Source organism: Streptosporangium sp. NPDC050284, from assembly GCF_044459525.1.
Taxonomy (GTDB): Bacteria; Actinomycetota; Actinomycetes; order Streptosporangiales; family Streptosporangiaceae; genus Streptosporangium.
This window is the reverse complement of record NZ_JBITIZ010000013.1, coordinates 67,590-81,062: the sequence shown is the minus strand read 5'-3', so window position 1 is coordinate 81,062 and position 13,473 is coordinate 67,590. Positions and strand designations below refer to the sequence as shown.

At 70.1% G+C, this 13,473-nt stretch carries 14 protein-coding genes; 11 read left to right on the top strand and 3 right to left on the bottom strand.

Features of this window, described 5'->3' with window-relative positions; translation table 11 throughout:
- Nucleotides 1–52: 52 nt before the first annotated feature.
- From ACIBH4_RS27890 to ACIBH4_RS27880, 3 genes are all read left to right on the top strand, one after another.
- Complete coding sequence (locus tag ACIBH4_RS27890; protein ID WP_362770018.1) at nt 53–1,084, top strand: iron-siderophore ABC transporter substrate-binding protein; 1,032 nt, start codon at nt 53–55, stop codon at nt 1,082–1,084.
- Nucleotides 1,085–1,160: 76 nt separating this feature from the next.
- On the top strand, nt 1,161–2,435 hold the full coding sequence (locus ACIBH4_RS27885; protein WP_362520867.1) for a lysine N(6)-hydroxylase/L-ornithine N(5)-oxygenase family protein: 1,275 nt from the start codon (nt 1,161–1,163) through the stop codon (nt 2,433–2,435).
- A 120-nt stretch (nt 2,436–2,555) separates the two neighbouring features.
- Nucleotides 2,556–2,861 carry a hypothetical protein gene (locus tag ACIBH4_RS27880; RefSeq protein ID WP_362770020.1) on the top strand — a complete coding sequence of 102 codons (306 nt, stop codon included), beginning with the start codon at nt 2,556–2,558 and terminating at the stop codon, nt 2,859–2,861.
- A 96-nt stretch (nt 2,862–2,957) separates the two neighbouring features.
- Here ACIBH4_RS27880 and ACIBH4_RS27875 read toward each other — a convergent pair whose 3' ends face one another.
- A complete protein-coding gene (locus ACIBH4_RS27875; protein ID WP_362770022.1) occupies nt 2,958–3,368 on the bottom strand; it encodes a DUF2000 domain-containing protein in 411 nt (136 codons plus the stop codon).
- 66 nt (nt 3,369–3,434) lie between these two features.
- On the opposite strand from ACIBH4_RS27875, the gene ACIBH4_RS27870 reads away from it, so the two are divergent.
- From ACIBH4_RS27870 to efeB, 6 genes are all read left to right on the top strand, one after another.
- Complete coding sequence (locus tag ACIBH4_RS27870) at nt 3,435–4,265, top strand: AraC family transcriptional regulator (protein WP_362770024.1); 831 nt, start codon at nt 3,435–3,437, stop codon at nt 4,263–4,265.
- An 80-nt stretch (nt 4,266–4,345) separates the two neighbouring features.
- Nucleotides 4,346–5,131, top strand: coding sequence for an SDR family NAD(P)-dependent oxidoreductase (locus tag ACIBH4_RS27865; RefSeq protein WP_362770026.1), 786 nt, complete (start codon nt 4,346–4,348; stop codon nt 5,129–5,131).
- Nucleotides 5,121–5,774 (top strand): TetR/AcrR family transcriptional regulator, encoded by a 654-nt coding sequence (locus ACIBH4_RS27860; protein ID WP_362520843.1) that lies wholly within the window; start codon nt 5,121–5,123, stop codon nt 5,772–5,774. The genes ACIBH4_RS27865 and ACIBH4_RS27860 overlap by 11 nt, the downstream gene beginning before the upstream one ends.
- A gap of 181 nt (nt 5,775–5,955) precedes the next feature.
- Complete coding sequence (gene efeU, locus ACIBH4_RS27855) at nt 5,956–6,807, top strand: iron uptake transporter permease EfeU (RefSeq protein WP_362520840.1); 852 nt, start codon at nt 5,956–5,958, stop codon at nt 6,805–6,807.
- Between the two features lie 21 nt (nt 6,808–6,828).
- Entirely contained in the window at nt 6,829–7,974 is a 1,146-nt protein-coding gene (efeO, locus tag ACIBH4_RS27850; RefSeq protein WP_362520837.1) for an iron uptake system protein EfeO, read from the top strand.
- 28 nt (nt 7,975–8,002) lie between these two features.
- A complete protein-coding gene (gene efeB / locus ACIBH4_RS27845) occupies nt 8,003–9,256 on the top strand; it encodes an iron uptake transporter deferrochelatase/peroxidase subunit (protein WP_362770028.1) in 1,254 nt (417 codons plus the stop codon).
- Between the two features lie 42 nt (nt 9,257–9,298).
- Here efeB and ACIBH4_RS27840 read toward each other — a convergent pair whose 3' ends face one another.
- Nucleotides 9,299–9,910 carry a helix-turn-helix domain-containing protein gene (locus ACIBH4_RS27840; protein ID WP_362520831.1) on the bottom strand — a complete coding sequence of 204 codons (612 nt, stop codon included), beginning with the start codon at nt 9,908–9,910 and terminating at the stop codon, nt 9,299–9,301.
- The gene (locus tag ACIBH4_RS27835) at nt 9,911–11,563 is read right to left on the bottom strand and encodes an MFS transporter (RefSeq protein WP_362520828.1); all 1,653 of its coding nucleotides are present in this window, start codon (nt 11,561–11,563) and stop codon (nt 9,911–9,913) included.
- Between the two features lie 110 nt (nt 11,564–11,673).
- On the opposite strand from ACIBH4_RS27835, the gene ACIBH4_RS27830 reads away from it, so the two are divergent.
- Both ACIBH4_RS27830 and ACIBH4_RS27825 read left to right on the top strand, forming a co-directional pair.
- Nucleotides 11,674–12,315: a TetR/AcrR family transcriptional regulator gene (locus ACIBH4_RS27830; RefSeq protein ID WP_362520825.1), complete on the top strand. Its 642-nt coding sequence runs from the start codon at nt 11,674–11,676 to the stop codon at nt 12,313–12,315.
- The gene (locus ACIBH4_RS27825; RefSeq protein WP_362770030.1) at nt 12,312–13,469 is read left to right on the top strand and encodes an acyltransferase family protein; all 1,158 of its coding nucleotides are present in this window, start codon (nt 12,312–12,314) and stop codon (nt 13,467–13,469) included. The genes ACIBH4_RS27830 and ACIBH4_RS27825 overlap by 4 nt, the downstream gene beginning before the upstream one ends.
- Nucleotides 13,470–13,473 lie beyond the last annotated feature (4 nt).

Below are 13,473 nucleotides of genomic sequence, written 5' to 3'. Positions count from 1 at the left end.
GGCTAACCTAACTATTAAGGCCCTCTCGGGCCTCGGAAGGACACCCGTACCCATGCGCGACACGATGCGCCGCCTGGCCGCGACCGGAACGCTGCTGCTCGGCCTCGGCCTGGTGGGCGCGTGCGCCGGTGAGAGCGGCGGAGCCGAACAGCCCGCCGCGAACGCCCCCGCGGCCCAGGCCGCCCCCGGATTCCCGGTCACCATCACGCACAAGCTCGGCACCACCACGATCGAATCCGCCCCCCAGCGCATCGTCGCCCTCGGCGAGGTCGACCAGGACACCCTGCTCGCCCTGGGCGTGCAGCCCGTCGCCATGGCGGAGCTCACCGGCATCCAGGACGACGGACTCACCCCCTGGAGCGCCCCGAAGATCTCCGGCACCGCGCCGACGCTGCTGAAGGCCGGGGAGGCGGGCTTCTCGATCGAGCAGATCGCCGCGCTCGAACCCGACCTGATCCTCGCGGGTGGCGACTACTACATCGACAAGGAGTACGCCAACCTCTCCCAGCTCGCGCCGACCACCGCCTACGAGACCGGTCCCGCGGAGGACTCCTGGCAGGTGGTGGCCCGCCAGGTCGCCAAGGCGGTCGGCAAGACGGACGAGGGGGAGAGGCTCGTCGCCGACGTCGAGGCGAAGATCGCCTCGGTCAAGACCGTCCACCCCCAACTGGACGGTAAGAGGTTCGCGCTGACCAGCGTCTTCCCCTCGGGGAACATCGGCGTGATGAAGTCCGACACCGACATCAGCGTCAAACTTCTCGGCCAGTTCGGGCTCGCGCTGCCCGAAGAGATCAAGGCGCTTCCCGGGGAGGGCTTCGCGTCCGAGCTGAGCATGGAGAAGGTGAAGGTCCTCGACGTCGACCTGCTGCTCAGCCACTACAACGACGACGCCGCCACGCAAAAGAAGATCGAGGCCAACAAGCTGTTCGCCGGCCTCGACGTGGTCAGGCGCGGCTCGTACGTGCCGCTGGACCTCAAGGCGTTCTGGCCGCTGCGCACACCGACGCCGCTCGCGGTCCCCTACGTGATCGACCAGGTCGTTCCCCGGCTCGCCAAGGCGGCCAAGGCCGCGGGTGCCGCCTGAAACACCCCCGTTCCACACCGCCCCCGCCGCCGTCCCGGCCGCGGGGGACCACCCCTTCAGCACGTGAGAGGCGAACATGTCGAGCCCGGTCTATGACGTCGTGGGCATCGGTTTCGGCCCTTCCAACCTCGCGCTCGCGGTGGCCCTGGAGGAGGAGTACGGCTCCGGGGTGAACGCGGTCTTCTTCGAGAGGCAGCCGAGGTTCGGCTGGCACCGCGACATGCTCATCGAGGGCGCCACGATGCAGGTCCACTTCCTCAAGGACCTGGTCACCCTGCGCAACCCCGCCAGCCCCTACTCCTTCCTGTCCTATCTCCAGGAGAAGGGGAGACTGGTCGACTTCATCAACCACAAGACCATGTTCCCCACCCGGCTGGAGTTCCACGACTACCTGGAGTGGGCCGCGTCCTCCTTCGCCGGCCTGGTGCGCTACGACTCCGAGGTCGTCGCGGTGCGCCCGCACGACGACGACGCCCTTGAGGTCGTCGTGCAGCACGGCGACGAGCTGCACACCTGCCTGGCCCGCAACCTCGTGATCGCGGTCGGACTCGACCCCGTACTCCCCGATGGGGTACGGCAGGGCGAGCGGATCTGGCACACCGAGGAACTGCTGACCCGGCTCGAAACCCTCCGCGGGCGCGAGCCCACGCGGTTCGTCGTGGTCGGTGCCGGGCAGAGCGCGGCCGAGGCCGTCGAGCACCTGCACCGCACCTACCCGTCCGCGGAGGTCTATGCGGTCTTCACCCGGTACGGCTACTCGCCGGCCGACGACAGTCCCTTCGCCAACCGCATCTTCGACCCGCAGGCCGTCGACCACTTCTTCACCGCACCCGAGGAGGTGAAGCACATGCTGCTCGCCTACTCCCGCAACACCAACTACTCGGTGGTGGACCTCGACCTCATCGACGAGCTCTACCGGCGCTCCTACGCCGAGAAGGTCGCCGGGGTCCAGCGGCTGCGCATGCTGAACGCCTCCCGCCTGCTCGGCGTGCACGACGACGGCGACACCGCCCGCGTCCGGGTGTGCTTCCTGCCCACGGGCGAGGTGAGCACGATCGAGGCCGACGCGGTCGTCTGCGCCACCGGCTACCGCGAGCGCGACCCGCGAGACCTGCTCGGCGAGGCGGGCGAGCACTGCCTGGCGGGAGAGAGGGGCGAACCGCGGGTGGAGCGCGACTACCGGGTCGCCACCGTTCCCGGGCGGACCTGGGGCGTCTACCTGCAGGGGGCGACCGAGGGCACCCACGGGATCGCCTCCTCGCTGCTGTCCATGACCGCCGTCCGCACCGGGGAGATCGTGCGCTCCATCGCCCGGCGCTCGGCGCAGGTCCCCCAGGGAGCCGAGCCGTAACCGCCCATGTGCGGCCTGCGGGCTCGGGCGTCCCGACACGGGGCGAACGGTTGCGTGACTCCGTGTATTTACTTGATTACCTTTGGTGGCGTTGTGTTCCATAGGTAACCGGGGAGAGTCATGAATACCTTCATCCGCAGTGCCGGTATCGGCCTGGCAGGGGCGGTTCTGGCCGGCACCGGCCTGTTCGGCGTGCTACCCATGACCGCCGCCCACGCCGCGTCGCCCCACGTCGCACCGGCGACGGTCTGCTCGGACACGGTCGAGGACGGCTGGATCTGCTTCCTGCGGTACTGCGACAACTATTACTGCTACTACGACTGCTATCCGACCCTGACCGCGCGCAACAAGGGTGAGAGGCCTTCCGAGACCGTCCGCATTCCCAAGCCCGAGGGGAAACCCCCCGCGCAGATCAACAAGCCCTGACCGGGTGAGCCGTGCGGAGGCGGACCGACCGGGTCCGCGTGGCCATGCCGTCCGCACCGCGAGGGTTCGCGGTGCGGACGGGGGCTCCACCTCGGCTCAGGGGTGCAGGGCGAGCCCCTTGAGCACCTTGTCGACCCCGTTGCGCGGCCCGTGCACCGCGAGCCCGACCAGGCGAAGCTCGTCGGAGGGTACGGCGCGCACCGCGGCCCGGTTGTCCTCGTCGTGGTCGGTCTTGAACAGCTCCTCCGTGTACAGGGCCACCTCCAGCCCGCGTGCCAGCGCACGGGCGTTCGCCACGGCGAGACCTGCGCCGTCCGCGGCGTAGACCAGGACGGGCTGGCGGAACATCGCCAGATAACGGTTGCCGGATCCGTCGGCGTACGGTTCGCCCATCACCTCGGGCCCGCCGCCCGCCACACCGCTCGCCAGGAACGCGGTGACGTTGAGCTTCTGCCAGACGGCGAGGTCCGCGCGCACCACAATGCCGATCTTCGTGTCGAAACGCATGCCAGGCAGCATCGCCGCAACCGCCTCGCCGGGGCTTGAACGCTCGTGCGGCGCGAGAATAGGTCCATGTCCGGTGACTGGTCGCGCTACTGGCGCTCGCCCCGGCTGGGGCTGGAGGCGATGCACGCCCACTTCGAGCGGCACACCTACCACCGGCACAGTCACGAGACCTACTCCTTCGGGATCACCGACGACGGCCGGCAGGCGTTCACCTGCCGGGGGGCGGGCCACACGAGCACGGCGGGGATGGTGCTTGCGTTCAATCCGGACGACCCGCACGACGGCCGGGCGGCCGACGAGCTGGGGTTCACCTACCGGATCGTGCACATCGGTCCCGAGCTCGTCTCCGCCGCGCTGGCCGGGGTCGCGGGCCGCGCGGCCGGGCTGCCGCTGTTCGCCGAGCCGATCGTCCACGACCCGGTGCTCGCGGGAGGGCTGGGCCGCCTGCATGCCGCGCTCCTAGGCGGAGCCCCGGCCCTGGTCGCGGACGAGCTGCTGGACGCGGTCATCCCCGCCCTGGTCCGCCGCGCGGCCCTCAGCGGTCCCGTCACGAGGGGCCCGAGGTTCCGGGCGGGAGGCCGGGGCGCGGCGGGCCTCGCGAGGCGCGTGGCGGAACTGCTGGAGGACGACCACCGGACCGACCACACCGCCGACTCCCTCGCCGCCCTGTCCGGATCCAGCAGGTTCACCGTCTATCGGGCCTTCCGCGCGGCGTACGGGATGGCGCCGAGCGAGTACCAGCGGCAGGTCCGCCTGCGCGCGGCTCGCGGGCTGCTGTCTCGGGGCCTGCCGATCGCGGACGTCGCCGCGGAGACCGGCTTCGCCGACCAGAGCCATCTGACCCGCTGGTTCGTCCGTTGCTACGGCATCACCCCGGGCGTCTACCGCCGAGGATGAACCGCCGGACCGTCAGCGGGTCCTCGTCCGGCGGTCAGTCGATTCTAGAGAGACTCTCTAGAATCGACTACGATTTCGCTATGAGACCTACCGTCGTCATCACCGGTGGCAGCCGCGGGATCGGTTTGGCCACGGCCGAGGAGTTCACCCGTCGTGATCACCGGGTGGTGCTCGTGGCCAGGAATCCCGCGGCGGCGGGCGAGGCCGCCCGGCTCGGCGCCGACCTGGTCACCGGAGACCTCTCGACGTGCAAGGGGGTCCGGGCCGTCGCCGAGGCGCTGGCCGAAACCTGCCCGAGGCTCGACGTGCTGGTCCACAACGCCGGGATCTGGCCGGCGGCGCGGCGGCTCACCGAGGACGGATTCGAGGAGTCCTTCGCCGTCAACCATCTGGCGCCCTTCCTGCTCAACCATCTGCTGGAGGATCGCCTGAGCAGAGTCGTCCAGGTCACCGCGGGCCTGTACGGTACGGGCCGGGTCGATCTCGCGCGCACCCCGACCGGTGCGGACTTCTCCCCGCTGCGGACCTACGCCACCACCAAGCTCTGCAACCTGACGCTGATGCCGCTGTGGGCCGAGCGCTGGAGGCCGCGGGACATCACGATCGACGCCGTCCATCCCGGAGTGATCAGGACCGGGCTCGGTGACCGGAGCGGTCTCGCGGGGGCGCTGCTGAAGGTCGCGAAGCGGCTGTGGAAGGCACCGGCCGACGGCGCGGCACCGGTCGTACGGCTCGCGCTCGACCAGGCCGGCACCGGACGGTACTTCGACGTCGACCGCGAGCTGCCTCTCGCCCCGGTGGCCGCCGATCCCGCACAGGCGGAGAGACTGTGGGCGCAGGCGGCGGAGCTGACCGGTGTCGCCTAGACAGCGGCGCGGCGAGGAGACCCGGGAGCGGCTGCTGGCGGCGGCGCTGGAGCTCTACGCGGAGAAGGGCGTCGACGGCTTCACCATGACGGCGGTGACCGCCACGAGCGGTGTCAGCGTCGGAAGTCTCTACCACCACTTCGGCAGCTTCGACGGGCTGGCGGCGGCCCTGTACGCCCGCTGCCTGGCCGACCTGCTCGACGCCCTCATCGCCGCGCTCGACGCGGTGCCGCCGGGGCGGGCGGGAGGCCCAGGCGAGGGCACCGAGGCACGGGCCGCCGCCGGTATCCGGGCCGTGGTCACCGGATATCTCGATTTCACCCGCGAACACCGGGCCGCCGCGCGATTCGTCCACGCCTCCGCCTACGCCGACTTCCTGACCGCGCACACGGGTTCGATCGCGGCGGAGAAGGCGCCCAGACTGACCGGGATCCAGGGCTGGCTGCGACCGTACGTCGAGGCGGGGCTGGTCGTGGGACTGCCCGACGAGCTGATCGAGATGCTGGTCATCGGCCCGGTCGCGGAGACGGCCCGCCGCTGGCTGGCCGGGGCCCCCGGCATCGACCTGGACGAGGCGTCCCGGCTGCTTCCCGAGCGGATCTGGCGATCCCTGCGGGATCCCGGGGCGCCGGCGCCGAGATAGGAGAGGGCGCTCACCCACTGCATCTGGAACGTCCTGAGCCGGTGTGAACCTTTGACCGCACACATACGGCGATATCGCCGTCTCGTTCACGTCTTACAGCCCTCGGTGGGAATTACCTCCTTGCGAAGAGTAAGGTTGCCCTGCCCTAATTTAGGTAAGGCTTTCCATCTATGGAGTGACGGTGTTCGCCAGCTACCTCATCGGATTGCGCGAGGGCTTGGAGGCCACGCTCGTCGTCTCCGTGCTCGTCGCGCTCCTCGTCAAGAGCGACCGGCGCGACCGGCTGCCCCTCGTGTGGGCCGGGGTCGGGGCCGCCCTCGTCCTGTCGGTCGCGTTCGGCGCGCTGCTCACCTTCACCGTCGCCCATCTGGAATACCGGCAGCAGGAGTTGTTCGAGGCGATCACCTCGCTGCTCGCCACCGCGTTCGTCACCTGGATGATCTTCTGGATGCGGGGCGCCGCCCGGACGATCTCCGGCGACCTGCGCGCCAGGCTGAGCGAAGCCCTGGAGGTCGGTGCGGTCGCGGTGGTCGTGATGGCCTTCCTCGCCGTGGCACGTGAGGGCCTGGAGACCGCGCTGCTGTTCTTCGCCTCCGTGCAGGGGGCGACCACCACCGCCGTCCCGCTGATCGGGATCAGCCTCGGCCTGCTCACCGCGGTCGCGCTGGGCTGGGCCATCTACCGAAGCGCGATGCGGATCAACCTGTCCAAATTCTTCACCTGGACGGGCCTGCTGCTGATCCTGGTCGCCGCCGGCATTCTCAAGTACGGCGTGCACGACCTGCAGGAGGCCGGTGTCCTGCCGGGCCTGTCCACCTACGCCTTCGACATCAGCGGCGCGTTGCCCGCCGACTCCTGGTACGGCGCCCTGCTGTCCGGGATGTTCAACATCACCCCGCAGCCGAGCGTGCTGGAGACGGTGGCCTGGGCCGCCTACGCGGTGCCCACGTTCATCCTCTTCCTGCGGCCGCGGCGCGACCGCCCGACCCCGTCAACCGTCGCCCCCTCCACCGACCCGCAGCCCGCGGGCTGAGACTTCCCGAACAGGACGATCATGCGTACCTCTCTTGCCGTCGCCGCGGGCGTCCTCGCCCTCGCCGGTCTCGCGGCCTGCTCCTCCGAGCCCACCGCCGCTCCGGGCGCGGGCACCTCCGCCGCACCGGCGAAGGGCGGCCCCATCGCGGTGGCCGCCACCGATACCGAGTGCAAGGTCGCCGTCACCGAGGTGGCCGCGGGCACCTCGACGTTCGCGATCACCAACGGCGGCACCAAGGTGACCGAGTTCTACGTCTACGCCCCCGGCGACCGGGTCATGGGCGAGGTGGAGAACATCGTGCCGGGCCTCACCCGTGAGGTGATCGTCGAGCTGCCGACCGGTAGCTACGAGACCGCCTGCAAGCCCGGCATGATCGGCAAGGGCGTCCGCGGCCCGCTCAAGGTCACCGGCGAGCACAAGCCGCTCAGCGACGACGCCCAGCTCGCCGGGGCGACCGCGAGCTACAAGCGCTACATCAAGTCGCAAAGCGACACCCTGCTGGTCAAGACGCAGGAGTTCGTCGACGCGGTCAAGGCCGAGGACATCGAGAAGTCCAAGGCGCTCTTCCCGGTCTCCCGCACCTACTGGGAGCGGATCGAACCGGTCGCGGAGATCTTCGGGGATCTCGACCCGGCCATCGACGCCCGGGAGAACGACGTGGCCGAGGGGGAGGAGTGGACCGGCTTCCACCGGATCGAGAAGGACCTGTGGGTCAAGAAGGACGTCAGCGAGGACGGCCCGATCGCCGACAAGCTGATGGTGGACATCAAGACCATCGTGGAGCAGTCCAACTCCGCCGAGCTGTCGCCGGTGCTGCTCGCCAACGGCGCCAAGGGCCTGCTCGACGAGGTGGCCTCCGGGAAGATCACCGGCGAGGAGGACCGCTACTCGCACACCGACCTGTGGGACTTCGACGCCAACCTGCAGGGTTCCAAGGCCGCGGTCCAGGCGCTCCGCCCCGTTCTGGAGGAGCGCGCCCCGGAACTGGTGAAGACGCTGGACGAGAAGTTCGCCGGGGCCGAGGCGGCGCTCGGCGCGCACCGGAAGGGCGACGGCTGGAAGTTGCACACCGAGCTGTCCAAGGACGACCTGAAGAAGCTGTCGGACGCGATCAACGCACTCGCCGAGCCGATCAGCAAGATCGCCGCAGTGGTGGCGAAGTAACGATCGTCCCAGCTGGAGGAGGGGTTCGGTGAGCGAGCGGATCAGCCGCAGGAAACTGTTCGGCATGGGGGCGGCCGGCGTGGCGGCCGCCGGCGCGGGTGTGGTCGCGGTACGCGGGATCGGTGGCGAGCCGGTTCCCACCACGGTCGCCGCCGTCTCCGACGCCGTCCCCTTCTACGGCGAGCACCAGGCGGGCATCGTCACCCCGGCACAGGACCGGCTGCACTTCGTCTCCTTCGACGTGACGACCGACAAGAAGGCGGAGCTGGCCGAGCTGCTGCAGGAGTGGACCGCCGCTGCGGCGCGGATGACGCAGGGCCAGGAGGCGGGCACGTTCGGCGCGATCGGCGGCCAGCCCGAGGCGCCCCCCGACGACACCGGTGAGGCGCTCGGCCTGCCCGCCTCCGGGCTGACGCTCACCGTCGGCTTCGGCGGGTCGCTGTTCGACGACAGGTTCGGGCTCGCCTCTCGCCGGCCGGCCGCGCTCGCCGACCTGCCGCACCTGCCCGGTGACGCGTTGCTGCCGGAGATCTCCGGTGGCGACCTGTGCGTGCAGGCGTGCGCGCACGACCCGCAGGTGGCGGTGCACGCCATCCGCAACCTGGCGCGGATCGGCTTCGGCCGGGTCTCGGTGCGCTGGTCCCAGCTCGGCTTCGGCCGCACCTCGTCGACGTCGCGCGCGCAGGCGACGCCGCGCAACCTGATGGGGTTCAAGGACGGCACGGCCAACCTCAAGCTGGAGGACGTGGAGCTGCTGAAGGAGCAGCTGTGGGTGGGACCCGGCGACGGCGCCGACTGGATGACCGGGGGCAGCTACCTGGTGACCCGCAAGATCCGGATGATGGTCGAGACGTGGGACCGGGCGCCGCTGGCCGAGCAGGAGCAGATCTTCGGCCGGGACAAGGGAGAGGGCGCCCCGCTGGGCAGGAAGAACGAGTTCGACGCGATCGACTTCGAGGCGAAGGGCGCCGACGGTAAGCCGCTCATCCTCGACGACGCGCACGTGCGGCTCGCGCACCCGTCCCACAACGGCGGTGCTCGCCTCCTGCGCCGCGGCTACAACTACGTGGACGGCTCCGACGGGCTGGGCCGGCTGGACGCCGGGCTCTTCTTCATCGCCTACCAGCGCGACCCGCACCGGCAGTTCGTCACCGTGCAGCGCTCCCTGGCGGGCAAGGACTCCCTCAACGAGTACATCAAGCACGTCTCCAGCGGCCTGTTCGCCTGCCCGCCGGGCGTGCGCGACGCGGGCGACTACTGGGGCCGCGCCCTGCTCTCCTGACCACCGAGGCCAGGGCTGAAGCGCACCCGGTGAAGTGGAGGGTCAGCGCAGGGTCCGGCAGAACATGTCGAGGGTGATCTCGATGATCTCGGTCGTGTCCTTCGCGCCGGTCTCGCCGGAGGACTCCGAGGCGAGGCGTCGGGTGCCCGCGCGCAGTACGCCCCAGGCGAGTTCGGCCCGCAGGGCGGGGTGGTCGTATCCCGCCTCACGGAGCACCTCGCAGAGCGGTTCGATGAGCGACGCGTGCAACTCCTCCAGGCGCGCCAGGCACTCGGCCGGCAGTCCGAGCGTCTGCATCGCCGGGACCAGCGCGTAGTCGGTACTGCCGACGAACTCGAGCGCGACCCTGCCGTACGCCACAAGCCGCTCGTCGAGTGGGGTGGCCGATCCGCCGGGCGAGGGGTCCGCCACGGTGGCGCGCAGACGGCCGGCCCAGCGGGGGAAGCCCTCCTCGGTGAGCTGGGCGAGGATGTCGGCGGTGGAGGAGAAGTAGCGGTAGACACTCGATCGGGCCAGGCCGATCCGGGCACCCACCGCCGCCGGGGTGAGCGCGTGCACACCTTGCGCGGCCAGGATCTCGCGCGCCGCCTCCAGTAGGGCGGCGTGCTGATTGGCTCGGTGGTCGGCGACGGTCGCCGCGCTGATCCTTGGCATCTACACCTCCTGTCGGCGCCCTCCGCCGTCCGGCTCGGGCGTCCCCGTTCCGTCACGGTCATTCTCCCCGTCTTCTTCCCCGTCCGCGCCCTCACGGCCCCGGGTGGGAGCGGCGGTACGCGGGAGCAGGAACGTGAAGCCGAGCCCGGCCAGCAGGATCAGCCCGGTGATGACCGGCACCCTGCGGGTCGCCTCGGTGGCACCCGCGACCGCCGCCGCGTGGACGGCAGGATCGCTCAGCCCCGGGATGGCCGCGCCACCGCTCTCCCGCACGGCGTTCGCCACGCTCGTGCGGACCTGCTCGGGGTAGGAGGCCATGGTCTTCTCGACCGACGAGCCGAGTCCGGTGACGAGCACGCCGCCCAGGATGGCGACCCCCAGCCCCGCACCGACCTGGCGGATCGCGCTCTGCAACCCGGAGGCCTGGCCCGCCTGCCGGGCGGGTACGTCGGCCATCAGCACGCTGGTGAGCTGGGCCGTGGCGAAGCCGATGCCGAAGCCGTAGACGACCATCCAGGGCACGATCCGCCACACGCTCATGTCGGCCTCCAGGGAGAGGCCGAGGCCGATGGCGCCCACGACCTCCAGGGCGAGGCCGATCTGCACGACCGTCCGTGAACTCACCTTCCTGGTCAGGGCGGGGACCGCACCGCCGGCGAGGAAGGTGCCCACGGCGAGGGTGGCGATGACGAGGCCGGCGGTGAACGCGCTGTACCCGAGCGCCGCCTGCAGGAACAGCGGCAGCACCAGGATCACGCCGAACTCGCCCAGCGCCACGATCATCGCGGTCATCGAGCCGTAGCGGAAGCCGGGCAGGGTGAACAGCGTCAGGTCGATCAGCACGGGACGCCCGGCCCGCCTGCGTCGCCGCTCCAGCAGGATGAAGACGGCTATGGCCAGGATGCCGACGCCGAACGCGAAGGGCACGGGGGAGACCTCCTCGAACCGCAGTCCGAAGAGTTCGGCGGCCCGCAGGGGAGTGAGCCAGCCGTACTTCTGCCCCTCGATGAGGCCGAAGACGATGGAGAACATGCCCAGCACGATCAGCACGATGCCCAGCGGGTCGTGGCCGGTGGTCCGATCCTCACGGGAGGCGGGGATGCGCAGTGCGCCGAGCAGGACCAGCGCACCGATGGGCAGGTTGATCCAGAACGCCGCGCGCCAGCCGTAGTCAGTGACCAGCCAGCCGCCGACCAGTGGTCCGATGGCGGCCATACCGCCGATGATCGAGCCCCAGATCGCGAATCCGATCACTCGCTGCCTGCCGAAGTAGGTGGAGTTGATGATCGCGAGCGTCATGGGCGTGGCCATCGCGGCGCCCACTCCCTGGATTCCCCGGGCCGCGATCAGCATCGCGCCGCTCCCCGCGATCGCCGCCAGCAGGCTCGCCAGCAGGAAGACCACGATGCCGGCGGCGAACAGCTGCGGCCTGCCGCGCTGGTCACCGATGCGGCCAAGCGGGATGAGCAGGGACGCGAACACCAGCAGGTAGAGGGAGTTGACCCACTCCACATCGGTGACCGTGAGCCCTAGATCGTCGATTATCGCCGGAACGGCGACGTTCACGATCGTCGCGTCGATGACGATCATCGACACACCGACCGCGAGCACGAAGAGAGGCAGCCAACTTTGACGAGAATTTGGCGACGACATGTCGCGAACTATAGCAACACGATGTGGCTATCTACCCGGACGCGTCCTGTCCCCGAATTTCCGCGCCCCGTCGGGTTGCGGCCTCTGGCCGTTCGCACTATTTTTTGACCATGCGGCCAAAAAATAAGTCGGGTGGCCAAAAATCGTTCATCGAGGAGGCCCGCCGCAAGCAGATCGTCGACAGCGCCATCGAGACCTTCACCGAGCTTGGCTACGCCAACACCTCGCTGGCGCGTATCGCCGAGCGCGCCGGGATCAGCAAGGGCGTGATCTCGTACCACTTCGCCGGCAAGACCGAGGTGATGGAGCAGATCGTCGAGCGGGTCTACCACGAGATCGCCGATTTCGTCCTGCCGCGGACGGACGAGGAGACCACGGTGGCCGGCGAGCTGCGGGCGAGCATCCGCGCCGTCGCCGAGTACATGCGGGGCCACCGTGCCCAGCTGCTCGCCCTCGGAGAGATCTTCAACAATCTCCGCACCCCCGACGGCAGGCCGCGCTACGGCATCGCCTTCAACGAACCCATCTACGAAGCACGGGAGGCGCTGTTCCGCCGCGGCCAGGAAAGCGGCGAGTTCCGCTCCTTCGATCCCCGCGTGATGTCCGTCACCGTGCAGGCCGCGATCGACGACATGTTCGCCTACTGGGTGGCCCACCCCGGCCACGACCTGGAAGCGCACGCCGAAGAACTGGCAGACCTGTTCGAGCACGCCGCTCGGGCCGAACCTCGTGGAGAGACGTCGAATCGATGACACAGTCCGTCAACCGGCCGACCGCGCCGCCCGGCACGTACCCGCGGCTCCTCCACGTCGACAACCTGCGCACCGCCCTGATGGCACTCGTGGTGGTCCACCACTCCGTGATCGCCTACAGCAACGTCCCGCGCTGGTACTACATCGAACCCCCGACCGACTCCTCGGGAACGCTGCTGGACATCCTGCTCGTGCTCAACCAGGCGTTCTTCATGGGCGCCTTCTTCCTCGTCTCAGGGCTCTTCGTGCCGGGCTCCTACGACCGCAGGGGGACCCGGCGATTCCTGAGGGAGCGGCTGCTGCGCCTGGGAGTCCCGCTGCTGCTCTGGCTGCTGGTGCTCCGTCCCCTGGTGACCGTCGGCCAGTACACCGCCGCGAGAGACGCCGCCCTCCAGCGGGGGAGTGAGCTGCCCTACTGGCAGTTCTACCTGCGCTCGTTCACACCCGGGCCGATGTGGTTCGTCGAGGTGCTGCTGGTGTTCAGCGTGCTCTACGTCCTCTGGCGGCACCTCACCGGCGAGGACCGGCGCGCATCCGAACCGGCCCCGGCCACAGGGCGGGCGCCCGGCGCCGTCGCGATCGTCGGGTTCACCGTCGGACTGGCCCTCGTCACCTACCTGTGGCGCATCGTGGTGCCGATGGGGATCTCCGTGCTGGGGTTGCCCTCACCCGCCTACCTGCCGCAGTACGTGGCACTGTTCGTCGTCGGGCTGGTCGCGGCCAGGCGCGGCTGGCTGGAGGGCCTCTCCAGAACGGCCGGCCGGGCCGGGTTCGCCGTCGCGGCCGTCGCCGCGGTCGTGCTCGTCCTCTGCCTGATCTTCGCGGGAGAGGGGATCCTGGGCCACGGCACCCCGGCGTCCCTGATAGCGGCAACCTGCGAGTCGGTGCTCGCCGTCGGCGTCATCCTCGGCCTGCTGGTGCTGTTCCGGGAGCGGCTCGGCCACCAGGGACGCCGCCGCCGGTTCCTGTCGGCGCACGCCTACGCCGTCTACGTCATCCATCCGGTCGTGCTCGTCGCACTGGGCCACGCCCTCCGCGACGTGCAGGCGCCCGCGGTCGCGAAGGCCGCGTTGCTCACCGCCCTCGCGCTGCCGCTGTGCTGGGCGACGGCGTACCTGGTCCGCGCCCTGCCCGGTGCGCGCAAGGTCCTCTGAACCG